The organism is Enterococcus sp. DIV0806c, assembly GCF_051710905.1.
Taxonomy (GTDB): domain Bacteria; phylum Bacillota; class Bacilli; order Lactobacillales; family Enterococcaceae; genus Enterococcus_B; species Enterococcus_B mundtii.
On record NZ_JBIOLO010000001.1, the window covers coordinates 2778383 to 2801032 of the forward strand.

Genomic DNA, 22650 nt, shown 5'->3' on the forward strand with positions numbered 1-22650 from the left:
TTAATCTTCAAATCGTTTCACTATTGTTGCCATATCTTTTGCTAAAGGCTGTTTGAATTCTAATAATTTTTCTGTAAACGGATGATAGAACCGTAAGTCATAACAATGCAAAGCCTGTCTAACTATGTCTTGATCCATCCTTCCCCCATACATGTCATCGCCTAAAAGAGGACACCCGATCGCAGAAAAATGCACTCTGATCTGATGCGTGCGCCCCGTATGCAATTGGATATCAACGAGTGCAATCTCTGCTGATCTGTTTTCTAACCAGTATTCCGTTTGCGCACTTTTCCCCGTAGAAGAAACTTTACGTTTTAATAATGATGTCATATCACGAGCAATTGGTAAATCGATCTGCCCATGCGCTTTTAACGTAGCCACATCGCCACTGACCAAGGCTTGATACTTTTTGACGAACTTCTTTTCGCGAAGCTGTACGTCTAATTTTGCATGAGCAAAACCATGCTTTGCAAAAAGCATCAATCCTGAAGTATCTCGATCTAGTCTAGTCACTACGTGGATCACCTGATTTTCATAGCCTTGTTGTTTATAATAAGCTTTCACTCGATTCGCCATCGTACCGTTAGGATGGTATTGTGCCGGTATCGAGGATACTCCAGCTGGTTTATTGACGACTAAGAGATGTTCATCTTCATAAACGATCTCGATCGGTGTTTCGTCTAAAAGAACCGTTTCATGCTCGCCTTCTGCTGGAATCACAATGGTTACCTTATCATTTTGAGCCAAAGAAAACAAGACGTTCTCAACCTGATCATTGACCATGATCGTGCCGCCTTGAAACTTGATTTTCGCTAGTAGCCCTTTGGAGATCCCTTTTTCTTTTAAAAAATATTTTACTTGTTGCGCTTGCTCTTTTTCATAGATCCATGTAAACTCCATTGCTAAACCTCACCAATAAAGGCATCTTTCACACGGTGCCAAAAATGCATATGTCGATAAGAAGCAAAGTGGATTCTTTCTTCTGCAATCCGATAATAAATGGCTCGTATATTATTTTTTGAAACGTCCAATTGATCGATCGTCACCAAATAATCTGCGGTATTCTCTAAACGAATTTCTACCCATTCATCTTGAGCAATGACCATTGGCGCACCTAGCGTACGAAAAACGCGGTTATTCAATGAAGCAATCTCTGCTAATTGAAACGCATTGATACTTGGATGGATCACAGCCCCACCAACACTCTTATTATACGCAGTCGATCCTGTAGGCGTAGACAACGCCAAACCATCACCACGGAAGCTTTCAAATAGTTCGTTCTTGATATATACATCTGCTACCATCGTTCGGTTAGAACGCTTGATTGTTGACTCATTCAAAGCAAAAAAATGTTGATCAGGTTTATCATCTAAATAGCTGATTCGAACGTCCAGCAACGGGTAGCTGACACTTTGTTCACGATTGGTTTTCAGGCTATCGACTAGTTCTTCTAATTCATAGTCTCGCCAGTCCGTATAAAAGCCTAAATGACCTGTATGGACGCCTAAAAAGCGCACATCGTTCAAAGCATGGCTAAATTGATGGAACGCGGCTAAAAGCGTCCCATCCCCGCCAACTGAAATCACTAACTCTGGTTGTTGATCGTCGATTTTGATATTTGCTTGAGCCAAAAGATTTTTCAATCGTTCGATGACTGCTAATGTTTTTGGTTCCTTGTTATGAACGATCGCTACCTTCATCTTTTGCCTCCTCATGTTTATTCTCTAGATTGATCAATGAGCGATAATAGGCATCTTCAGATTTGCCTCTGCCATGTGAGAATAACCGTTGTGCTTCTTGGATCTCTTCACGGATATTCGACATTTCTTCGTCGAGTTGATACGCGGCTTCCGCTGCACGTTGTAATCGTTCACTCATTTCTTCCGGAAATACACCTTGATATTTATAATTCAACGAATGTTCGATCGTTGCCCAAAAGTTCATCGCTAACGTTCGAATTTGAATTTCTGCTAAGATCTTCTTTTCACCACTGATCAATTGGACTGGATATTCGATCACTAAATGATACGAGCGATACCCACTCGCTTTTTTATTGGTGATATAATCTCGCTCTTGTAAAACTTTCATGTCTTTTCGGTTACGGATGATCTCAACCACCTGATGGATATCTTCTACAAATTGACACATGATTCTTAGCCCAGCAATGTCTGACATTTCTTCCTCTAAACGCGCCATTGGGATATGACGCAATTGAGACTTGGTAACGATGCTTTCTACCGGTTTGACCCGCCCCGTCACAAACTCGATTGGGACATGGCGATTTTGTTCTCTAAATTGTTTACGTATTCCTCTTAGTTTTACTTTTAATTCTGATACTGTTTGTTCGTAAGGTGCTAAAAACTCTTCCCAGTCTCGTTCCATAATCTATACCTCTACTTTGTTAACATTCATAGATATTCTAACATATAAACATAGTTTTTTTGCACCTTCTGTCTTTGAAGTTGACCAAAAACAAAAAATTAGGCAAAATAAAAGAAAAGGGGCGAAGCCAATGACTGAAATGTTAGAGATCGAATTTAAAACATTGCTAGCTAAGGAAGATTACACGCGTTTGCTTTCGCACTATCAACTTACAACGGAATCCTTCCATATCCAAACCAATATTTATTATGACACGCCTGATTTCCAATTAAAACAGCGTGGTTGTGGGTTACGTATCCGCTTATTAGATACCTATGCGGAGTACACATTAAAAACACCAGCTACAGAAGGAAAATTGGAAACAACAGACACCTATACGCTCCAAGAAGTCACTAAAATGATCGAGGAACAGACACTGCCACGAACGGGCGCTGTTTTAAAAAAACTTCATGAGCTATCGATCGATTCCAATCAATTGTTCAAAATCGGAGAACTGACGACTAAGCGTGTTGAATTTCCTATTGATGAAGGCTTGTTAGCCATTGACGAAAGTTGGGGGGAACAACTTCACGACTATGAATTAGAATTAGAAGTCACTGATGCTGCCAGTGGAAAAGTAGCATTTGAGCACTTCCTTCAACGTCAAGGAATTCCTTATCATCCTTCAAAAAATAAAATCCAACGAATGTTTGAGGCCAAAAATTAGAACTCTATCATTTTCATAAGGCTCATGAGTTCATTTTTTCGGGATTTTCTGGTAAGTTATACGTTGTGAATATTATTCATGATTTGCATAGAATCTAATTTGGGGGAGATTCGTATGATCGAAATCTATTTTTTTGTTAATCCATTGGGGAAAAACTGCTTTCATTTAGAGCAACAGCTCGTTCAATTTATTGATGAGGAATATGGAAAGAAGCCGAAAGACAAAGTACAATTTCGTTTTCTACCACTAGTTAACTTGCAGACAATCGGGGATGTCATGCAGACTAACGGGATTTCTCAAACTAATCTTGAAGAGCGCAACAAACTATTTTCCATTACTTATTCAGCCGCATTAGATTGCAAAGCTGCGCATTTTCAAGGAAAGAAAAAAGGAAGACAATTTCTTAGCCGATTACAAGAAGCAGTCAGTTGTAAAAAAATTCCATATTCTCAACAGCTTTCTGAATCGATTTTTTCAGAAATTGGAGATCTAAACATGTTCAAAGAAGATCGCCAATCTGAATTTGTCAAAGAAGCATTTTTCTCAGACCAAAAAATGGCCCGTGAAATGGGAATAAAGAAACATCCATCTGCTGTTGTTTATAATTATAATCGTGAACAAAATTTTGGAGTATTAGTTGAAGGCATGAACAGTGTTCGCCAAATCATGGCGATCTGTCAAGGAAAAGAAGACAGCTATCAGCTGTTTGAAAGCCATCCATTGCAAGCAACGAATCCACAACTTCATTCCGGAAATAGCCATTTATCTTTGCTTTCAAATTAAATCATAGATGTGTGTATCACACAAAATAAAAAGACACAAAACAAGGTAAACTGTTTTATGTCTTTTTTACTATTTTTTCAAATCAAATATATTGTATATGGTTAAACATTTCCTACAACATGAATACGGAACCTTTGACTTGACGTACCACGACCCTCTCCTTCGGTAGCAACTAATTTCTGACCTTGTGAAGGAGTCCCATTTTCAATATCCAGTACTTTACCTGTTTCAGTATTTTGTAATACAAAAAGTCCATCACCTAAAAGATCATCTACACCTACTTTATACAATCGCCAATTTGAATTTAGACCTGTCGTTGCAATTCTTGGATTTCCTTTGCTATCAAAAGATTTTTCAGATACAGATAAGGATGCTGATTTGATAAACCCGCTGAACTGATGAGGATCAGTTGAGAGAGTGTACGTCTCAGTAGCAAAATTATAAAACATATTCCATTTTTGATTCCATGAGTTAGCACTATTATACATAATCACTTGGTCTAAATTACTTTGATCCCAATCCAATACCCTCCCTCTATTCATTTCACTTTGAATCTTTACAACTTTGTTGTTAAAGTAGTTAGCAACATTAGATCCTGGTATATTTTCTTCTATGCCTGCCGAGACAGTCTGACTTCTTCCTACTACTCCTAATGTCGTTACTACAAACGCTCCTACCATTAATTTTGTGAACACTTTCATTTTTTATTCCCCTTTTTGTTTTATGTCTTTTTTCGTTTTTCTTCGATTTAAATGAAATACAGCTAGCTAAGGATCAAAGATTGCCCACTACTCTAAGAACAAATCGTTGACTAGCAGTTCCAGTACCTTGTCCTTCACGTGCGACTAGGCCTTTCGTGTCGTACGGGCTACCATTTTCCAGATCTAATACTTTACCTGATTCAGCATTTTTTAAAACATAAACACCCGCACCCACAGCATCGCCTACTCTGTAAAGTTTCCAATTTACTTTTAATCCAGTCGTAGCAATCTTTGGATTTCCTTTACTGTCAAAAACTTTGTCAGATACAGCCAATTCTGCTGATCTGATATGGCCATTGATCTGGTGAGGATCAGTTGAGATAGTATATGTATCTGCACTAGCATCATAAAACATATTCCATTTTTGATTCCATGAGCCAGTATTATTGTACATGATCACTTGGTCAAGATTGGATTGATCCCAATCTAACGTCCTTCCCAAATCCATTGCACTTTCAATTCTCACCACTTTATTTTTAAAGGCGTCCGCAACATTAGAACCTGGTATGTTTTGATCCAAATCTGCCGAGACTGTTTGACTTCCTCCGACTACTCCTAACGTTGTTGCTACAAATGCTCCTACCAATAATTTTGTGAACACTTTCATTTTTTGTTCCCCTTTTTGTTTTTTTATTTGATACAAATCGATTTGTTGAACACAGTATGCCATGTTTTTATTTAGTAAATTTATTTTGAGTGGTAATACAACACTATTTATTTTTTATTTAATAAGTGCGTTAATTATAATAAAAAGCGCTTGTTTTATAGGCTTTATTGCTCTTTCATGCACAATAAAAAGTAAATTTACTATGAATTTTTTCATGTTTTTTTATTTTTATTATTAAACATAAAAATATATTGTTTGCCAACTGTATAAAAAAGAGAATCGTCGGCTACTTGAAACACCTACAATTCTCTAATTACTTCTATTAAGTTATAAATGATACACACTGCTGGACTAACTTCCTTAAACAGCAGAATGATCCTTCTTTCTTTTTTTATTGACAACAACTAGTAAAAGCAAGCAGATAAGAAGACTAATGATTCTCAGTGCAGGAGTAAATAATAGGAAGATCATCAAATTGGCAAAGCTTTGAATAATGGTAGAATCGGATTGATACATTTGATCCAAAGGCTCTGCAAACATGTTCACATGGCGATAAACCTACGCAGTAAATAAATACATAACCACACCTACTCCTACTATAAGGATATTTTTTATTGATTTCGACAATTTCTGTTCCTCCATCTAATATTTATTGATCGAGTTTCTCTTTTGTTTCCATAATCGGTCAATAAAATTTTTTATGCTCCAGCCAGAAATTCATTTTACCTCTAAATAACAAATCCTAAAGAATATATGTACATGTTTCGTTCTAATTAGAAAAGCTGTAGCTGTTCATAGATCATCTCCTTATTCGTTAATCAACACGCTTCATTTCCTCACATTTATAACATAAGACAACATATTTATCCTATCCAAATCCATTGTACTACTAATAGATCATCAACTCAAAAAAGGAGTAAAAAAGGGTTGCCCTTCATTACTCCTTTTCGCTATCAAATAATTGTATTCAACACGCTGACTTATTCCATTATTTGCTTTTTAATACTCTCAATATCCAATCCAAATTCTTGTTGCAAGAAATCTGGTGTGCCAACTTGACCAAAACGTTCATTGACACCGATTCGTTTCAGCGGAACGCCAATCCCTTCTTCTGCAAGAACTTCAGCGACTGAACTACCTAAACCGCCAGTAATCGAGTGATTCTCAATGGTTACGATTTTTTTCTTACCAATTACTTCACTGAGGATCAACTCTCGATCAATCGGTTTGATGGTAAACATATCGATCACTTCACAGCTGATTCCTTCTTCCATCAATTGTTCAGCGACTTGTAATGTTTCAGAAACGAGTTGCCCTGCTGCAATCAGCAGATAATCCGTCCCTTTACGCAAAACATTTCCTTTGCCTAATACAAATGTTGAACCTTTCTCATAAACAGGCGTGACGCCTTTACGATTTCCTCGTACATAATGGATTCCTGACAGTTGATGAAATTCTTTGATGATCCATGCCATTTGTACGTCATCTGCCGCATCACATACTACGGAATGAGGGATGGCTTTCATTAAGGCTACATCCTCCCAAGTCGTATGAGTCCCCCCATTATGCCCTGCGGCAAATCCCGGATCTGAACCATAAATATTGATGGTATTCCCGCCGTAGCCTCCTGAAATAAACAGTTGATCAAATACCCGGCGTGTCGCAAATGGACCAAAAGTATGGATAAATGGCGTGTACCCCGTCAAACTTAATCCTGCTGCGACGCCCACCATATTTGCTTCGGCAATCCCCATATTGATAAAGCGGTCAGGGTGTTCCTTTCCAATCGCTGTCCAACCACTTGCAGAACCTAGATCAGCATCTAACGCAATGACTTTCTCGTCTTTTTCCATCAATTCATTGATGGTTTCCACGACACAAGTTCGTAATTCTTTTTCGATCGCTGTCGATTTAGTTAAATGGAACATCCCTTATCACATCCTCTCGATTTTTTCTTCTAATGTTCGGATTGCTTGATCTGCTGCTTGGTTGACTTGTTCCGTATTGAATTTCACGGAATGATTGGCAGCTAAAGTTTCAAAATACGGAACCCCTTGCCCCTTCACGCTATCAAGTACAATACAAACTGCTTGATCAGTTACTTCTTTACATTTGTTGATTGCAGCATCAATGGCTTGTATATCGGAACCTTTTACTTTTAAGGTATAGAAACCGAATGCTTCCATTTTTTTCTGTAAATCGAACGGGTCAAGGATGTCCTTTGTGGCTCCATCTAATTGCTTTTTATTATCATCGATGATCACGATACAATGATTTAATTTAAAATGAGCGATATATTGGAATGCTTCCCAACACTGGCCCTCATTCAACTCTCCATCTCCCACGATCAAGTACACATAGTTGTCTTTGTTAGCCTGCTTAAAACCTGTAGCGATCCCCGCAGCCATTGAAGTCCCTTGACCTAAAGAACCCGTAGTTGCATCAACACCAGGTGTTTTTTGGCGATCCGGATGAGAAGGCAATCTTGTTCCACCTTCATTGATCGTCAGTAACCATTCTTTGTCAAAATAACCAACATTTGCTAAAGCACTGTATAATCCAGCTCCTGCGTGTCCTTTAGATAAGACCAACCGATCGCGTTCTTCCCATTGTGGATTTTTAGGATCGATCTTCATCTGCTTACCGTATAAGACGGCTAACAACTCAACGATCGAAAATGAACCACCTAAATGCCCTTGCCCCATATGTTTGATACTAATCAATGTATCTAATCGTATTTTAGTTGCTAATAATTCCAGTTCTTTTAGCTGCTCTTCCTTGATGGCCAAAATGATACCCCCTTACTCTGCGACTGTATCTGATTTTTTACTTTTCTTTAAAAGTGTCAAACCGATCAAAACAGCAAGTACAGCGACCACACCAGAAATAACTGCAATTTGTCCGCCCATATTTGCTAAGTTTCCTAAAAAGATCCCTGAAACACCATAATCTGTATCTGAGAAAGTCGAACCTTGGAACCCAAGATCGCCCATTACTGGCATCAACAAGATCGGCATGAAGCTAATGATGATCCCGTGGACAAAGGAACCGATGACCGCGCCACGTACGCCCCCAGTGGCATTTCCATAAACACCGGCTGTCGCGCCACAGAAGAAATGAGGAACTACGCCAGGAATGATCACTGTTGTCCCGGTAAAGACCATGATCACTAAACTAACTAATCCACCAACAAAACTTGTTAAAAAGCCAATCAATACGGCATTTGGTGCATAAGGGAACACGATTGGACAATCCAACGCTGGAATCGAATTCGGTACTAATTTTTCAGAGATTCCTTTAAATGCAGGAACGATTTCAGCTAAAATCAAACGTACACCGGCTAAGATCACAAAAACACCTGCGGCAAATGAACCCGCTTGTTGTAAAGCATAAATAATATAATTCGTGCCATCGCTCAATGTGGTAGTAATATAGTCACTTCCGGCAAACAACGCAACGATCACATAGACGATTGCCATCGTAATCGTGATACTCACTGTTGAGTCACGTAAAAAAGCTAACCCTTTAGGAAAATTGATGTCTTCTGTTGATTTTTCTTTATTTCCAACATACTTACCGATCAAACCACTCAATGCGTAGCCAAAGTTCCCTGTATGACCTAAAGCTACAGAGTCATTTTTTGTGATTTGACGTGTAAACGGTTGTGCGATTGCTGGAAAAATCGTATTACAGATGCCTAGCGCTAACCCACCGAATAAAACCAGACTAAACGTACTCATGCCTGTTACACTTAAAATGACTGCAATCATACATGCCATGTATAACGTTGCATGCCCTGTCAAATAAATGTATTTGTACCGAGTGATTCTCGCAATCAAAATATTGAATGCCATTCCCGCTAACATAATAAGTGCTGTATATGTTCCATAGGTAGTTAGAGCTAACGCTACGATAGCTTCGTTATTAGGAACAACTCCTTGCATATTGAATGCGACTTGGAACATTTCTCCAAATGGCGCCAACGAACTTTCTATGACTCCTGCACCAGCTGTCACAACCAGAAATCCTACAAAAGTCTTGATTCCGCCTTTAACAGTCGTTGCCACATCTTTTTTCTGCAACATATTCCCCAATACAGCAATCAATGCCACTAAGATTGCTGGTGTACTCGCAATATCGATCAATAGATCTAAAATACTATTCATTTATTTTTCCTCCCCCAAAAAATTTTTTATAGTAATCCTTTTTGTCTACATGTCTCCGCTACTTTTTCTTTCAATTCATCTAGATCGATGATACTCTCCAATACGACGATTTCACCTAAATGTTGTGCGCTATCTGCTAAATCTCTACCAATAAAAAAGACATCTGCTAATTCTGGTGCTGCACTTCCTAGATCGTAATGAGCAACTTCCACTCCACTTACCCCTAGATCACTTAATACTGAATTGATATTCATCTCCACCATAAAACTTGATCCTAATCCTGAACCACATACTGCTGCAAATTTCATTTTTCATCTTCTCCTTCTTTGATCACATGGATGATTTCTTCTACATCTTTCGCTTCGAGTAATGACGTTAAACGTTCTTTATTCGACAAAATTTTCGTCAAGCTAGCTAAAGCTTTCAAGTGCATCTCGTTGTCCACCGCGGCTAGGCAGATAAATAACTGGATAGGATGCTTTTCATCATCGCTCAACAAGACTGGATCAGTTACCTTCAGTAAAGACATCCCAATTTCTTTTACGCCATCTTCTGGTCGTGCATGAGGTAAAGCAATTCCTTTTCCAATATGGATAAAGGGCCCATGTTCAATGACCTTTTCGATCATCGCCCCCACATACTTTTCTTCGATTTTATTGGTCGTTAACAAAGGCTGAGCTGCCTCGGTGATGGCTTCTTGCCATGTCAGTTGTTTGTCCGTAAATTGTATGGTTTCTTTTGTTAATAATTCTGATAACATTGGCCGTTGATCTTCCCTTCTGTTCAATTCTTTGTTTATTTTTCTCTCGACAATCTGTCGCAGTTTCCTCTTCGTCATGCCTTCTTTCAAATCAATATATGGAAAAATCACTTCCAAAATTTCTTCGATCGAATGCACACCTCTTCCTGAAACATAAAATGCTTGTTGGACCTTTTTGACTAATTCATTTTTTTCTAAAGGAGTCATGATGGGTTTCACAACATAACTGGTCACCGGTGTTTTTAGTGGGACACTGGAAAACACCATATCAATGTCTTCCGAAAAACGAAGCATCTGATATTCTTCTGTTGATCGTGCCGGCAAAAATTCGATTTGTGGAAATAGCTCTTGTAATTCCGATTCCATGATCAAGCCAGAGCTGATGCCACTAGGACAGACGATCATCGCCTTTAATCTTTGGTAATCATGTCGCTCCTTTTGTTTTCTGATCTCTCCACCAAATAAAATCGTAAAATAACCAATTTCTGTATCAGGAATCTCGCCAACTAATTGTTTGAGCGGATAAAGCGCTAAACGAGTCAATTCAAATAATTCTCGATATTGGGTTTTGATTTCATCGATCAACACATTATTCAATGTGAATCGATAGCGGATACGAAAATAAGCGGGAACAAGATGATAAAAGAAATTCATCAATAATTTCCGATAGTCCACAAAACGGACAGCGGATAAACGTTCCATCTCATGGATAACCTCTCTTGCACATTCCAATAAAAATTCTACAGAATGATCCTCGATATCGCCTTGTAAGACAGTCTTTAACAGCACAGTCAAATAACATTCTTCTTCTACTTGATTTTTGATTTGACCAAAATCTATTAAAAATTTTTTGCTTGCTTGATAGACATTCAAAGAGGTCAGCATCTCTTTGTCTTTTTCAGTTAGAAAAACTGCTTTTTTTGTGATCCGTGACAATAAAAAACTAATAAAATACAGCATTTCCTCAAAACGACTAGGAACGATGATTAAATCAAATTCCTCTAAAATACGAAGCAGGCGGTCTCTCACCACAACATAATTCGTTCTAGAAATGCCATAGATCCCCTCAAAAAGTAACCAGTGGCCGTTCTTGGTGTCTGTTAGTACTCCTACAGTCGAATAAGCTACGCGGCGAACATCAAGTTCAGCGCCATCTATGTAGAAGCCTTTCTTTCTAGAATAAATCAGGCGAATGTCTTCTTCTTGAAGTTTCATTCTTAAATTTCTGACATCTTTTAAAACTGTATTCTTACTTACATTGAATAATTCTTGAAAATAATAAACAGATAAGTCATCAACCATCGAAAAGGCAAGAAGATAGATCATGGCTTGTCTTTCCTCTTCCGAAAAATACAGTTCCTGTTTTGACACTTCAAAGAGGACTTCAGACCATCGTCGTCGAATCACCTCTGGAACCAGCACCTCCTCTCCAGAGATATTTATTTTTTGCCCTAGCTTTTTTTCACAAAAATGATTGATTTTTGTTAATTCTATTTTTAGAGACTCTTCCTCCAAGTTCGTCAGTTTTATCAATTTTTGTCTGTTCGTTTCCTCAAACAGATAACTCAAGCGGTAATTGATCATTCCTGTCCCCCCATTTCAACTATAATGACTTTTCACTGGAAACGCTATCACACTTCAGCCCAATTTGACTCGTGCTTTTTCCCTTTTGATGGACCAAACAGATTCAACGATGCACGCATGTATTAAAATGAAAATAAAAAAGGGATGTCACCAGAAACAAATCTTGCAAAAATAAGCAGTGACATCCCAAAATAGGAAAAACGATTTCCGGATTTCACTGCTTATTTCAGTTACCTATTTTTGGCACTCCCTTTGACGCTCGCTTAGCAACAACAGTAAACTCGTTTTATGCTGATTCAATCTCGTCGAATCAGTTTTCGATCCTTTATTTCATAGACTTGATCTGCCACTTGTTGAACAAAATAAGGATCATGCGACGTAAACAAAACTGTTCCGTGATATTGTTTCAAAAAATACTCTAGCGCATTCATTGTCCGCAGATCAATAAAATTAGTCGGTTCATCTAGAATCAATACATTTGAAGTCTTAGCAAACAGGGTTGCTAGTGACAGCCGTGTAGCTTCTCCTCCACTTAACGAACAAACTGATTGTTGGATAGCCTCCGGTGAAAAGCTTAAATGGTGAAGCATACTTCGGATCAAACTTTCTGGATATTCGGTCTGACGCATCAGGTACTGTAGGACAGTCATATCTTCAACATAGTGATAATCCATTTGCTCATAGACAGCAAAAGTAATTTTTGGACTAAGCTTTATTCCATTGTTTTGCTGCAAGATATGACTGAGTAAACTAGACTTCCCACTCCCATTAGGACCAATAATCGCGATGTTTTTTCCTAGAGCAAAGGCAAAGTTAACTTCATCAAGCAGGATTTTTTCACCGTAATGGATCGTCACTGATTCACCTGCGATTGGGAACTTATTGTGTAAAACAGTTGTTTTTGTCTGCGGGAAATCAATCGGATGCTTTTTCTGTACTCTTGCGACTGCCGTTAATTTTTCTAAACGTTTCTCCATTGACTTCGCCGCTTTCATTATGCCTTTTTGACCACTTTCTTTTTGTTTTGTTCCTGCCAAACGGTCAGGTTTCCGACTATTTTTATTGCTTCTGCTTTTTTGATTGGAAGATTGTGCCATTTTTTTTGCTTGCTGCTCTTTTTTGATCATGCTGTTTTCTAATTTTTTACGTTCTCTCAAATAGTCATCATGCGCTCTTTCTTGAGCAATTACTTCTTGCTCTTTTTGCTTTAGATAGTCATCATAGTTCCCTTGATACTCATTTATCGTATGTCCCGATACTTCCCATATTTTGTCAGCTAATTCATTGAGAAATAAGCGATCATGGCTAACAAAAATTAAGGTTCCATAATAATACCGAAGTTCTTTAATCAACAATTGCACGCTTCGTTGATCTAAATGAGTCGTTGGTTCATCTAACAACAAACCTGGTGTGTACGTAGATAATACTTGCGCCAAACGATATTTCGCTTCTTCACCACCACTAAAGTGAGCCAGTTGATTGGGTACTCGGAAACGGCTGAGTAACTCAAAATCGATTTCTTCGACTGGATGCTGATCAAGGGTATCGATCTGTGCAAAATATTTAAAATCAACCCTTCGATCTATTCTTCCTTTTTCTGGTAGGATTTCTCCAGCTAATAATTTAAGTAACGTCGATTTCCCGCTACCATTATCTCCGACGATACCGATCCGCGCATTCTCATAAATCGCTTGCTCATTAATTGTTAACACTTCTTTTCCGTTATACGTAATCTCAATCTCTTTTAATTGCATTGCTAATGCTTCCATTGTTTGCACTCCTTTTGTGCAAATGAACATCCTTCTAACGGAAACACAAAAAAGAAGCAGCCTGTGAAAGACTGCTTCTTCAAGAATTTTGTCCATACTAAAAAAGCATAGAAAAACAGCAAAGTTCCCGTGAATTGTCATTTACAAGTTGTTTTTAAACGATTCAATTAATTGTTTAAAAATACTTGATCCAAATAAAACAACCACATGGCACATCGCTCCTTTTCTCTAATTACATTTATTTTATCATGATTGAAACCGTTTGACAAACGATTTTAAAAGCGTGACAGACATCAAATTTCTGAAAAACCATCCTTCAATTCTTGAAGGATGGAGAAAAGAATGATTTCCTCTCACTTGACGAACGGAGGAACCATCACATAACTAATAATGATTTGATTGCTTTTCGTTCATCCATTGCCTCATAAGCAGCTTGAACTTGATCTAATTCGAATTGTTGCGTAAAGACTTTACCTGGCTCGATTTTATTTGATAAGACTGCTTCTAATAGTGAAGCTCGGTCGTGAGTCGTCACAGCCGCAATCCCTCCGCGTAAGCCGATATTACGATAGAACAAAGCGTTCGTATCCAACTCATCTACATGCGGAACCCCCACACGTCCAACAACTGCACCTGGTCGCCCAACTTTTACTGCCGTTTCAACCGCTTGTTGCGTTCCTACACACTCTAACACTGCATCTGCGCCAGCACCTGTTAATTTCATGACCTCAGCGATTGCTTCTTCTCCACGAGCCGCAATGATATCCGTTGCTCCAAATGTCAAAGCTAGCTGTTGACGGTCTTCATGTCGACTCATCGCAATGATTTTTGATGCGCCTAACAATTTTGCTCCAATTACTCCGCATAACCCTACAGCACCATCTCCAATCACAACGACTGTATCTCCTTCTTTCACCTCAGCACTCACTGCTGCATGATAGCCAGTCGCCATCACATCCGCCAACGTAACAAAGGAATTTAACATATCATCGGAATAATCTTCTGGTTTACCAGGGATTTTTACTAATCCCCAATTTGCGTTGCGATAACGAATATACTCTGCCTGATAGCCTGTTGAACCTGAAGTATCTGATAAACAATCGCCATCAAACCCAGCTAAACAAGCCTCACATTCCCCGCAACCATGGGTAAAAGGCACAATCACAAAATCACCCGGTTGAACATTTGTAACACCTTCTGCTACCTCTTCTACGATACCAATCGCTTCATGTCCCGCAGCAGACCCTGGTTCTTTTTTAGAGATGCCACGATACCACCATAAATCAGAACCACATACACTTGCGCGTACCACACGAATGATTGCTTCATTCTCTTGGTTCAATTCTGGCTTAGGCATTTCTTTGATAGCCATCTTTCCTAGTTCTAAAAATACTGTTGCTTTCATCGCTTCCACTCCTTAGATTGATTGCTTCTAGTATATCCCCTTGAGCCAACTCCAAGTCAAATAAAAACAATTATAACCAATCTTTTACCAATAAGACGGAAGAAAATGAACTCGCTTTTATGTACTCACTATGGTATCATGACTTTGAAAAGAGAGCGTTGCATCAACAACTCTCTCTCCAGATAGCACCGTTTGACTGGTGGCTAGCTTGGTTAGTTACAGAAAATAACCGTTAAACTCGCCAAAGTTTAAGGAGCGGTTATTTTTTGTTGTCCTTGTCGCTGACGATCAAGACCAATGTTGCAAATGACAATGCAAACATCAATGACTCAAACACAGACATGCTTATTCCTTTCTAGGAGAAAGCCACAGATCAACATAGGCATTACCTCTTTTCTTAAGTCTAGCCACCGCATCAACTTTACTATCCTTGTCAGTATACTATAAACCCAAAATACAAACCTTAATTTTTAGATTTTTTTGTTATTTATTGTATTGCTATTTTCACCTTTTTTGTTTTTCTATCAGAACAAAAGAAATTGAACTCGCTTTTATATACTCGCTATGGTATCATAGTTTTGAAAAGAGGAGCTGTATCACAGCTCCCCTTCAGATAGTATCGTTCAAAACAATGGCTAGCTTAATATCGATTCAAAAAATAACCGTTAAACTGGTCAGAGTTTAAGGAGCGGTTATTTTTTGTTGTCTTTGTCGCTGACGATCAAGACCAATGTTGCAAATGACAATGCAAACATTAATGCCTCAAACACAGACATGCTTATTCCTTTCTAGGAGAAAGCCACAGATCAACATAGGCATCACCTCTTTTCTTAAGGCTAGCCACCGCATCAACTTTACTATCTCTGTCAGTATACTATAAACCGAAAATCCAAACCTTAATTTTTAGATTTTTTTGTTATTTTTTGTATTGCTATTTCCACCTTTTTTGTTTTTCTATCAGAACAAAAGAAATTGAACTCGCTTTTATATACTCGCTATGGTATCATAACTTTGAAAAGAGAGCGTTGCATCAACAACTCTCTCTCCAGATAGCACCGTTTGACTGGTGGCTAGTTTATTTCAGTTACAAAAAATAACCGTTAAACCTTCCAAAGTTTAAGTGGCGGTTATTTTTTGTTGTCTTTGTCGTTGACGATCAAGACCAATGTTGCAAATGACAATGCAAACATCAATGCCTCAAACACAGACATGCTTATTCCTTTCTAGGAGAAAGCCACAGATCAACATAGGCATCACCTCTTTTCTTAAGGCTAGCCACCGCATCAACTTTACTATCTCTGTCAGTATACTATAAACCGAAAATCCAAACCTTAATTTTCAGATTTTTTTGTTATTTATTGTATTGCTATTTTAACCTCTTTTGTTTCTCTATCAGAACAAAAGAAATTGAACTCGCTTTTATGTACTCGCTATGGTATCATAGTTTTGAAAAGAGGAGCTTTATCACAGCTCCCCTTCAGATAGTATCGTTCAAAACAATGGCTAGCTTAATATTGATTCAAAAAATAACCGTTAAACCATCCAAAGTTTAAGTGGCGGTTATTTTTTGTTGTCTTTGTCGCTGACGATCAAGACCAATGTTGCAAATCACAATGCAAACATCAATGCCTCAAACACAGACATGCTTATTCCTTTCTAGGAGAAAGCCACAGATCAACATAGGCATCACCTCTTTTCTTAAGGCTAGCCACCGCACAAACTATACTATCCCTGTCAGTATACTATAAACCGAAAATCTAAACCTTAATTTTTGAATTTTCATGTTATTTTTAACAGTAAAAACCGGAAAAGCGTTGAGTGAGAAACTCACACACTTTTCCGGTTTTTGGTAGTATCAGAACGAATCTAAAAAGATTCGATCAATAGATCACTCAACACACGATTTCTATAATTCTTCCACTAATGCTTCTAATTCATTTAATCGTTGTTCAAACACGGCCATTGCATCTTCAATATAAGCTGCTTGAGTCATGTCCACACCAGCTTTCTTCATTACTTCTACTGGATAATCGCTGTTTCCTGCTTTTAGATACGTTAGGTAAGCATCTAATGCGCCTGGTTCTTTCTCCCAGATTTTCTTCGCTAAAGCAGATGCAGCAGAAAATCCTGTTGAGTATTGATAGACATAATAATTATAGTAGAAATGTGGGATACGTGCCCATTCATCTTTGATTTCTGGATCTTTTTCAACAGCCGGACCATAATACTTAGCATTTAATTCGCCATAACTTTCACTTAGGTACTCACTCGTCAAAGGTGTTCCTTTTGCATCTTCTTGGTGCATGAAGTGTTCAAACTCTGCAAATTGTGTTTGACGGAAGATTGTTCCTTTAAAACCATCTAAATAATGATTCAAGACATAGGCACGAACCCGAGGATCTTCTTCGGTCGCTAATAAATGTTCGGTCAAAATATTTTCATTTGTTGTTGACGCAATCTCGGCTAAGAAGATTGAGTAATCGCCGTAGACGAAAGGTTGATTCGAACGTGTGAAATAGCTGTGGACACTATGTCCCATTTCATGGACCAAAGTGAATAGTTGATCCAACGTATCATGCCAGTTCATCAGAATGTAAGGGTTGGTATCATAACTACCAGAAGAATAAGCGCCACTTCGTTTTCCTTTATTCTCGACTACATCGATCCAACGGTTTGAAAATGCTTCTTTTACGACAGCAAGATATTCTTCTCCCATTGGCGCAAGTGATTCGATCGCTTTTTCTACTGCTTCTTCATACGTAAATTTGATTGGTGCTTCACCTAATACTGGCGTATATAGATCATACATGTGTAATGTATCTACGTTTAATAGTCGTTTACGTAGTTCCATATATCGATGCAATAACGGCAAATGTTTGTTCACGACAGTAACTAAAGTATCATACACACTTTCAGGAATATGGTTATTGCTCAATGCGGCTTCTCTGGCAGAAGCGTATTGACGTGCTTTTGCTTTGAAGTTGTGCCCTTTGATATGTGTTCCAAGTGTGGAAGCAAAGGTGTTTCTAAATTGTGCATATACGCTGTATAGCCCTTTGAAGGCCGCTTCACGTACTTCGCGATTGGTGCTTTCTAATAATTGACCATATACACCATGCGATAATTGGATCTTTTCACCATTCTCACCAGTGATTGTTGGGAACTCTAAATCAGCATTATTCAAAACTGCAAAAGTACCACTTGAAGCACCAAAGATTTCTCCGGCTCCAGCAAGTAATGCCTCTTGATCTGCTGATAAAATGTGCGAGCGGTTATCAACCATTTGTTTGACATAATGACGATAAACTTCTAATTTTGGTTCTTCTTCAAAATATTGCCAAATTTGCTCATCAGAAAGTTGCAATACTTCTGGCTCATACCAAGCAATTGCTTCACTCACTTTTGAAAGTAAACTTCCAGCGCGAGCATACAATGCTTGATACGTCGTATTTGTCGTATCTTGGTCATTTTTTAAATGGGAATAGACATAAATAAGCTCAACTTTACGATACATTGTTAAGACAAATTCAAGCGCCTCCAAAAATGCTGTTGCTCCATTACCTAATGTTCCTTTATAATGCTCAGAATTTTTTAATTCTTCAGTCAATTCTTCGTACTTTTTATCAAATTCTTGATCGCTTGAAAAGATTGGTGTTAGATCCCATGTCAATTTCTCAGGCAAATCTTCTCTATTTGGTAACTTCGTTGTTTCGCTCATCTGTTCCACTCCTTTTGTTCATCTTTGCAACTATGCTTTTCTGAATAAAAAATAATAGTTACTTTTTTACTTACTCTTTTGAGTTTATCATAACTCTTTCATGTTTTGTATATGGAATTCTTCACTGATTATTATTTTTGTACTAAACGTTTACACTCTTCATAAAATAAGCGATATATTTTTTCCTCATCAATCAAAGGAAATAACCACTCATTTTTATATTCCTTGATTTCCTGATACCACTTATCGAAAGAACTTGTTTTCTTATCACTCTCTTGGCATTTCATCTGTGAAAACAGCAAGCGATAAAAGAATACTTGTTCAGAAAAAAAGCAAAAGAAATCACTGTTTTCATAGATCCATGACTCAAGATAAAGCACATGCTTCTTTCTTAGGTAGCACTGTTCTTGTACTCCTAATACCTTTTTATTTTTTCGAATGATTTGTTTTGCTAACCAGTCTTTTGTTTTCACGGAAGGAGAGCTTGGCATTTTTCGTAATGTGCCACTTTCGACTTCTAATATCGTCAATAGTTCCTTTTCAAAAAAAGACCAAGAAAATCGTTCAAAGCTGATTTTCCCCGATAAATCTGTGAGGATCTGACTATATAAGTAAACCTTTTGCGTGGACCAGTCGATTTGCCAAAAGTGGAGCTGTCGTAAATCGTCGTAGTAGCAAAACTTTTTTTCTAAACTTAACCGATCGTTCTTTTTGAAAAATTTCATTCCTAATAGCCACCAAACAATGTACTCATTTGCTTTGTAATTGATCGTTCTTTCAATCATTCGCTCATAAGACAATGGAGAGCATTGGATCTCAAACGCATGATGACCAACCAAAATATCCGGACGTTGCATCAGTTGCGATAAATAACCTTCCATTTCTACTCTTGGATAACTCTTTTTCAGCCATTGAAAACATTGTGTTTTTAAATAAAGATGTTCTTTAGATTCCGCCTCACTAAACACTTGGCAGTCTGGAGTATCGCGATGGGAAAAATGGGCGACCCTCTTCATTCCTCTTTTTAAAAATACTTGATTCCCACATTTTGGACAATAGTAATCGCACTCTTTTGTTGCATCAGTTGCTAAAAAAACAGACCCTTCTTTGTCTTTGGCGAGCAGCATCGACTCACTCCCTTTCACTGGGTAAATACGCCAACAAAAAAAGTCTCAACGAATGTTGAGACCCTCGACAAAACATACCTAGCGATTTCGACTATCGCTAGGTATTTTTATCCTACGCTTTATTCAAAATAAAATTTTACTCGTTCCAGAGCATTACGTTCCATCAATTGCTGTCCGTATTCGTTCAATGCTTCAGGGGTTCGTGTACTTTTTTCAGCAAATTCTAAAATACGTGCATATTGATTTTCAACATCTGTTTGATTTAGATTTTCCATCCAAAAGTGAACAACTAAATAATAACGTTCTTCTAATTGGTATAGATCTGTCCAAGCAGATTCTAATTGAACATCATTCGCAAGCTGGATCACTTGCTCAAAATCACTGAATACAAAGATTGCTCGTTGTTCACTTGCAGTAGTTGATTCTGTTAAGTCGCTTTCCTCTTCATTCGCAAGCATTTGGCCTTGAAGAAACTCACTAACATCTGCGCTATTCAACGTCGATTCATTGTTTTGACCTATCTCTTCGTCTGGCATATTCTTACTGATAAACAGTTCTAGGCCATCCCCTTTTGGCAAAACTTGGAAAGTGACAGCTTCGCTACTTTGGAACTCCTCTTCAATATCCACTTCTTCTAAAATACTATAAAAAAAGTTTTCTATTTCTTTGTGGTTACCTAATAAATCTAAAAATGAGACCCCACGTTCTTCTAGATCCTCATGACCGATCATTACACGAATCGTATTCTCATTGATATGTTCCATTTCCATTTGCTACACCTCACTTTATCCCAACTATCCATATAGGTTAATTGTAGCGAAATAAGAATAAATGTAAAGAAAAAATCATTAAGTCCTCAAAAAACACAATCTATTTTAATAAAAAAAACTCAGGAAGACATCACATCCTCCTAAGTTTCATTCTGCGTTTTCTATAAACCAGCCATTAGCTGGGCTTGACGTAATTCTAATTGACGAACATCTCGTGGTAAGAAACGACGGATTTCATCTTCATTAAAGCCGACTTGTAGACGTTTGTTATCGATCATAATTGGTCTACGTAACAAACCAGGATTGTTTTGTACAAGCTCTAAAAGTTCTTGTAATGGTAACTCATCAAGATCCATATTTAATTTTTGGAAAACTTTTGAACGGGTAGAAATAATTTCTTCTGTTCCGTCTTCCGTCATTTGTAAAATTGCTTTTAATTCAGAACTATTAAGAGGTTCTGAAAAAATATTTCGCTCTACAAATGGAATCTGATGCTCTTGCAACCACGCACGAGCCTTTCTGCAGGAAGTACAACTTGGGGAAGTATATAGTGTTAACAACGTGCATCACTCCTTTTTGTGATTATAGCCACATTTTTGTAACAGAAGATCCTGAATATCTTCCATCTGTTTCTATTATACCTAATCAACATTTAAATAGCTAGCTTTTTTTTAAATTATTTTTTAAAAAAATGAAAGTTATCTAAGATAGATATACAGTTAAACCAAGGTTTCTACTTTATTATCAGTTAAAAAATTAGAGTTTTCAAATACTTTTACAATATTACAAACACATAACACAGCATCTAAAACTGTACTAATCTTTTCCGAAAGTAAAAAAATGAGAACGCTTTTTTCGCATTTAATGTTTTTTATTTATTTTAATAACAGACAATTTAAAAAACTCAGAAAATATGTAAAACTAATAAAATGTTGATTTTAGAGCCACAATAAAATTGATCTTACCCACAACCTCTTTGAAGAAGTGAAAAATCACTCGTTATCTTACACACTGACGTTATTTTATATTTTACTAATTTTATTTTTTCTGTATTAAAAAAACAAATTATCTTTTGTTCTATTTATTTTTACTATTATAATTCATTTGACAAAGTCGAAATAGATTTGTAGATTTCTTTATAATAAAATTAATTATTTTTAGTTAAAAAAACTAAAATACACAAACCTTATTCTGTCAAGTAATTAGAAATATAGTAATAAAAACCTTTAAATTCCAACGTTTTTCTTGGCTTTTTTTTGATACAATAAGCGAGGATTTGTGAAAAGATAGAATTTTGAAAGGCGTGTAATAATTTGATTAAATCAGTTGTATTTGATGTTGACGATACAATGTATGATCAGCAACAACCATTTAAGAATTCAGTTAAAAGTGTGGTACCTCAAGTAACAGAAGAAGATATGCATGGATTATATATCCGTTTCCGCCATCACAGCGATGAGAATTTTCCAAAAGTCATGGCTGGAGAATGGACACTTGATTATATGCGTGCACACCGCATTAGTCAGTCCTTGATCGATCTAGGTTATTCACCTATCTCTGATGAAAAATGCTTAGTTTTCCAAGAAGTCTACGAAGAGGAACTAGCAAATATCTCTCTTCATCCTGAAGTAAAAAAAACACTTGATTTTCTTAAAGAAAAAAATATTCCATTAGGGATCATCACCAATGGACCAACTGATCATCAAACAAAAAAATTAAATCAACTTCAATTAACAAATTGGATTCCTGCTGATTGTATGCTAGTTTCTCAAGCAACTGGCTTTCAAAAACCAGAAAAGGAAATCTTCCAATTAGCCGAGAAAACTTTCAATATGTCACCTAATGAAACACTATACGTTGGCGATAATTACGAAAACGATGTGTTAGGTGCTAAGAGTGCCAATTGGCAGACGTTATGGTTCAATCACCGCAAGCGTTCCATCAACGAGCGTCCGGTGTGTGATGTAGAGATCAACGAATTCGATCAACTACTATCCGCTATAAAAACTGCTGTAGGAGAGGCTCAGCTTGTCTGATCAAATAAGCATCTGCGAATAAATAAACAAGAAAAAAACAAGGAAGATAACTGCGCAGATTTGCGAGGCTATCTTC

19 protein-coding genes are annotated in these 22650 nt (G+C 37.4%); 3 read left to right on the top strand and 16 right to left on the bottom strand.

The window, feature by feature from the left end; all coding sequences use genetic code 11:
* The 3 genes from IGK77_RS12925 to IGK77_RS12935 are packed head-to-tail and all read right to left on the bottom strand — an operon-like array spanning position 1 to position 2382.
* Positions 1 to 900 carry an RluA family pseudouridine synthase gene (locus IGK77_RS12925; RefSeq protein ID WP_074799347.1) on the bottom strand — a complete coding sequence of 300 codons (900 nt, stop codon included), beginning with the start codon at positions 898 to 900 and terminating at the stop codon, positions 1 to 3.
* A gap of 2 nt (positions 901 to 902) precedes the next feature.
* Positions 903 to 1700, bottom strand: a complete 798-nt coding sequence (locus IGK77_RS12930) for an NAD kinase (protein WP_074799346.1) — start codon at positions 1698 to 1700, stop codon at positions 903 to 905.
* Positions 1678 to 2382, bottom strand: a complete 705-nt coding sequence (locus IGK77_RS12935) for a GTP pyrophosphokinase (protein WP_074799345.1) — start codon at positions 2380 to 2382, stop codon at positions 1678 to 1680. The genes IGK77_RS12930 and IGK77_RS12935 overlap by 23 nt, the downstream gene beginning before the upstream one ends.
* Positions 2383 to 2512: 130 nt before the next feature.
* On the opposite strand from IGK77_RS12935, the gene IGK77_RS12940 reads away from it, so the two are divergent.
* Both IGK77_RS12940 and IGK77_RS12945 read left to right on the top strand, forming a co-directional pair.
* Complete coding sequence (locus tag IGK77_RS12940) at positions 2513 to 3088, top strand: CYTH domain-containing protein (protein WP_074799344.1); 576 nt, start codon at positions 2513 to 2515, stop codon at positions 3086 to 3088.
* Positions 3089 to 3202: 114 nt separating this feature from the next.
* Entirely contained in the window at positions 3203 to 3871 is a 669-nt protein-coding gene (locus IGK77_RS12945; protein ID WP_023520411.1) for a DsbA family protein, read from the top strand.
* 101 nt (positions 3872 to 3972) lie between these two features.
* Here the strand turns inward: IGK77_RS12945 and IGK77_RS12950 are convergent, their stop codons facing one another.
* The 13 genes from IGK77_RS12950 to spxA form a co-directional block, all read right to left on the bottom strand.
* On the bottom strand, positions 3973 to 4572 hold the full coding sequence (locus tag IGK77_RS12950) for an RICIN domain-containing protein (RefSeq protein WP_074799343.1): 600 nt from the start codon (positions 4570 to 4572) through the stop codon (positions 3973 to 3975).
* Between the two features lie 73 nt (positions 4573 to 4645).
* Positions 4646 to 5239: an RICIN domain-containing protein gene (locus IGK77_RS12955; protein WP_074799342.1), complete on the bottom strand. Its 594-nt coding sequence runs from the start codon at positions 5237 to 5239 to the stop codon at positions 4646 to 4648.
* A 980-nt stretch (positions 5240 to 6219) separates the two neighbouring features.
* Positions 6220 to 7167: a transketolase family protein gene (locus IGK77_RS12960; protein WP_074799341.1), complete on the bottom strand. Its 948-nt coding sequence runs from the start codon at positions 7165 to 7167 to the stop codon at positions 6220 to 6222.
* Positions 7168 to 7173: 6 nt separating this feature from the next.
* On the bottom strand, positions 7174 to 8028 hold the full coding sequence (locus IGK77_RS12965; RefSeq protein WP_074799340.1) for a transketolase: 855 nt from the start codon (positions 8026 to 8028) through the stop codon (positions 7174 to 7176).
* Between the two features lie 12 nt (positions 8029 to 8040).
* Entirely contained in the window at positions 8041 to 9405 is a 1365-nt protein-coding gene (locus IGK77_RS12970) for a PTS ascorbate transporter subunit IIC (protein ID WP_071866474.1), read from the bottom strand.
* 26 nt (positions 9406 to 9431) lie between these two features.
* A complete protein-coding gene (locus IGK77_RS12975) occupies positions 9432 to 9713 on the bottom strand; it encodes a PTS sugar transporter subunit IIB (protein ID WP_071866475.1) in 282 nt (93 codons plus the stop codon).
* Positions 9710 to 11749 (bottom strand): BglG family transcription antiterminator, encoded by a 2040-nt coding sequence (locus IGK77_RS12980; protein ID WP_074799339.1) that lies wholly within the window; start codon positions 11747 to 11749, stop codon positions 9710 to 9712. Before IGK77_RS12980 ends, IGK77_RS12975 begins: the two co-directional genes overlap by 4 nt.
* 296 nt (positions 11750 to 12045) lie before the next feature.
* Positions 12046 to 13518: a ribosomal protection-like ABC-F family protein gene (abc-f, locus tag IGK77_RS12985; RefSeq protein WP_074799338.1), complete on the bottom strand. Its 1473-nt coding sequence runs from the start codon at positions 13516 to 13518 to the stop codon at positions 12046 to 12048.
* A 376-nt stretch (positions 13519 to 13894) separates the two neighbouring features.
* Complete coding sequence (locus tag IGK77_RS12990) at positions 13895 to 14923, bottom strand: zinc-binding dehydrogenase (protein WP_438713213.1); 1029 nt, start codon at positions 14921 to 14923, stop codon at positions 13895 to 13897.
* Between the two features lie 1906 nt (positions 14924 to 16829).
* Positions 16830 to 18641 carry an oligoendopeptidase F gene (pepF, locus tag IGK77_RS12995; protein WP_071866479.1) on the bottom strand — a complete coding sequence of 604 codons (1812 nt, stop codon included), beginning with the start codon at positions 18639 to 18641 and terminating at the stop codon, positions 16830 to 16832.
* Positions 18642 to 18772: 131 nt separating this feature from the next.
* A complete protein-coding gene (locus tag IGK77_RS13000) occupies positions 18773 to 19768 on the bottom strand; it encodes a competence protein CoiA (RefSeq protein ID WP_071866480.1) in 996 nt (331 codons plus the stop codon).
* Positions 19769 to 19887: 119 nt separating this feature from the next.
* Positions 19888 to 20538 carry an adaptor protein MecA gene (locus tag IGK77_RS13005; protein ID WP_438713214.1) on the bottom strand — a complete coding sequence of 217 codons (651 nt, stop codon included), beginning with the start codon at positions 20536 to 20538 and terminating at the stop codon, positions 19888 to 19890.
* Between the two features lie 161 nt (positions 20539 to 20699).
* On the bottom strand, positions 20700 to 21098 hold the full coding sequence (spxA, locus tag IGK77_RS13010) for a transcriptional regulator SpxA (RefSeq protein ID WP_019723016.1): 399 nt from the start codon (positions 21096 to 21098) through the stop codon (positions 20700 to 20702).
* Positions 21099 to 21851: 753 nt separating this feature from the next.
* On the opposite strand from spxA, the gene IGK77_RS13015 reads away from it, so the two are divergent.
* On the top strand, positions 21852 to 22574 hold the full coding sequence (locus IGK77_RS13015; RefSeq protein ID WP_074801310.1) for an HAD family hydrolase: 723 nt from the start codon (positions 21852 to 21854) through the stop codon (positions 22572 to 22574).
* Positions 22575 to 22650 lie beyond the last annotated feature (76 nt).

What these genes read in the sequence shown, in the direction of transcription:
- IGK77_RS12925 (WP_074799347.1), bottom strand. Translation starts at nt 900, where the DNA reads ATGGAGTTTACATGGATCTATGAAAAAGAGCAAGCGCAACAAGTAAAA.
- IGK77_RS12930 (WP_074799346.1), bottom strand. Translation starts at nt 1,700, where the DNA reads ATGAAGGTAGCGATCGTTCATAACAAGGAACCAAAAACATTAGCAGTC.
- IGK77_RS12935 (WP_074799345.1), bottom strand. Translation starts at nt 2,382, where the DNA reads ATGGAACGAGACTGGGAAGAGTTTTTAGCACCTTACGAACAAACAGTA.
- IGK77_RS12940 (WP_074799344.1), top strand. Translation starts at nt 2,513, where the DNA reads ATGACTGAAATGTTAGAGATCGAATTTAAAACATTGCTAGCTAAGGAA.
- IGK77_RS12945 (WP_023520411.1), top strand. Translation starts at nt 3,203, where the DNA reads ATGATCGAAATCTATTTTTTTGTTAATCCATTGGGGAAAAACTGCTTT.
- IGK77_RS12950 (WP_074799343.1), bottom strand. Translation starts at nt 4,572, where the DNA reads ATGAAAGTGTTCACAAAATTAATGGTAGGAGCGTTTGTAGTAACGACA.
- IGK77_RS12955 (WP_074799342.1), bottom strand. Translation starts at nt 5,239, where the DNA reads ATGAAAGTGTTCACAAAATTATTGGTAGGAGCATTTGTAGCAACAACG.
- IGK77_RS12960 (WP_074799341.1), bottom strand. Translation starts at nt 7,167, where the DNA reads ATGTTCCATTTAACTAAATCGACAGCGATCGAAAAAGAATTACGAACT.
- IGK77_RS12970 (WP_071866474.1), bottom strand. Translation starts at nt 9,405, where the DNA reads ATGAATAGTATTTTAGATCTATTGATCGATATTGCGAGTACACCAGCA.
- IGK77_RS12975 (WP_071866475.1), bottom strand. Translation starts at nt 9,713, where the DNA reads ATGAAATTTGCAGCAGTATGTGGTTCAGGATTAGGATCAAGTTTTATG.
- IGK77_RS12980 (WP_074799339.1), bottom strand. Translation starts at nt 11,749, where the DNA reads ATGATCAATTACCGCTTGAGTTATCTGTTTGAGGAAACGAACAGACAA.
- abc-f (WP_074799338.1), bottom strand. Translation starts at nt 13,518, where the DNA reads ATGGAAGCATTAGCAATGCAATTAAAAGAGATTGAGATTACGTATAAC.
- IGK77_RS12990 (WP_438713213.1), bottom strand. Translation starts at nt 14,923, where the DNA reads ATGAAAGCAACAGTATTTTTAGAACTAGGAAAGATGGCTATCAAAGAA.
- pepF (WP_071866479.1), bottom strand. Translation starts at nt 18,641, where the DNA reads ATGAGCGAAACAACGAAGTTACCAAATAGAGAAGATTTGCCTGAGAAA.
- IGK77_RS13000 (WP_071866480.1), bottom strand. Translation starts at nt 19,768, where the DNA reads ATGCTGCTCGCCAAAGACAAAGAAGGGTCTGTTTTTTTAGCAACTGAT.
- IGK77_RS13005 (WP_438713214.1), bottom strand. Translation starts at nt 20,538, where the DNA reads ATGGAAATGGAACATATCAATGAGAATACGATTCGTGTAATGATCGGT.